We start from the raw sequence: 1,739 nt of genomic DNA on the forward strand, positions 1-1,739 counted from the left end.
TTATAGGCTGCACTCCGTTGTCTTCTGGGTGTTTCTTTTTTTCTCTTTTTTGAAATATCATGTTGCGTGGCGAGTAGGCGGTGCTACTCCAGAAAGGAGGTATTCCAGCCGCACCTTCCGGTACGGCTACCTTGTTACGACTTAGCCCCAGTTATCGGTTTTACCCTAGGACGCTCCTTGCGGTTACATACTTTAGGTACCCCCAACTTCCATGGCTTGACGGGCGGTGTGTACAAGGCCCGGGAACGTATTCACCGCGTCATTGCTGATACGCGATTACTAGCGAATCCAACTTCATGGGGTCGAGTTGCAGACCCCAATCCGAACTGTGAATGGCTTTGTGAGATTCGCATCATATTGCTATGTAGCTGCCCTCTGTACCATCCATTGTAGCACGTGTGTAGCCCCGGACGTAAGGGCCATGATGACTTGACGTCGTCCCCTCCTTCCTCTCTGTTTGCACAGGCAGTCTGTTTAGAGTCCCCACCATAACGTGCTGGCAACTAAACATAGGGGTTGCGCTCGTTGCGGGACTTAACCCAACACCTCACGGCACGAGCTGACGACAGCCATGCAGCACCTAGTTTCGTGTGATTGCTCACTCATTTATCTCTAAATGATTCACTAACTTTCAAGCCCGGGTAAGGTTCCTCGCGTATCATCGAATTAAACCACATGCTCCTCCGCTTGTGCGGGCCCCCGTCAATTCCTTTGAGTTTCACTCTTGCGAGCGTACTCCCCAGGTGGAACACTTAACGCTTTCGCTTAGCCGCTGACTGTGTATCGCCAACAGCGAGTGTTCATCGTTTAGGGCGTGGACTACCAGGGTATCTAATCCTGTTTGATCCCCACGCTTTCGTGCCTCAGCGTCAATAAGACCATAGTAAGCTGCCTTCGCAATCGGTGTTCTGAGACATATCTATGCATTTCACCGCTACTTGTCTCATTCCGCCTACCTCTAGTCCATTCAAGCCCATCAGTATCAAGGGCACTGCGATAGTTGAGCTACCGTCTTTCACCCCTGACTTAACAGGCCGCCTACGCACCCTTTAAACCCAATAAATCCGGATAACGCTTGGATCCTCCGTATTACCGCGGCTGCTGGCACGGAGTTAGCCGATCCTTATTCTTCCGGTACATTCAGCACATTACACGTAATGTGGTTTATTCCCGGATAAAAGCAGTTTACAACCCATAGGGCAGTCTTCCTGCACGCGGCATGGCTGGTTCAGAGTTGCCTCCATTGACCAATATTCCTTACTGCTGCCTCCCGTAGGAGTCTGGTCCGTGTCTCAGTACCAGTGTGGGGGGCCATCCTCTCAGATCCCCTAGTCATCGTCGCCTTGGTGGGCCGTTACCCCGCCAACTAGCTAATGACACGCATGCCCATCTCAATCCCATAAATGTTTGATCATTGGATAATGCCATCCTGTGATTTTATGCGGTATTAATCCGGATTTCTCCGGGCTATCCCCCAGATTAAGGTAGGTTGCATACGCGTTACGCACCCGTGCGCCACTTTCTCATCCAGCAAGCTGGATGATATCGTTCGACTTGCATGTATTAGGCCTGCCGCTAGCGTTCATCCTGAGCCAGGATCAAACTCTCCATTGTAAAATGTGTTGTAAGATGCTGACCAGTTTTAACTATTGTTAAAAATAGTCTTCTTTTTTGTTATGTTGTCTGTTAGACACCACCTTTAAAATAAAGCTACGTAATCATGTACTTTGATCGGTACT

1 rRNA gene is annotated in these 1,739 nt (G+C 49.6%); it reads right to left on the reverse strand.

Annotation, left to right across the window (positions count from 1 at the left end):
* Positions 1-92 precede the first annotated feature (92 nt).
* A 16S ribosomal RNA gene (locus tag EYS08_RS25540) occupies positions 93-1,614 on the reverse strand.
* Positions 1,615-1,739 lie beyond the last annotated feature (125 nt).

This window comes from Pedobacter kyonggii (assembly GCF_004310665.1).
GTDB classification, from domain to species: domain Bacteria; phylum Bacteroidota; class Bacteroidia; order Sphingobacteriales; family Sphingobacteriaceae; genus Pedobacter; species Pedobacter kyonggii.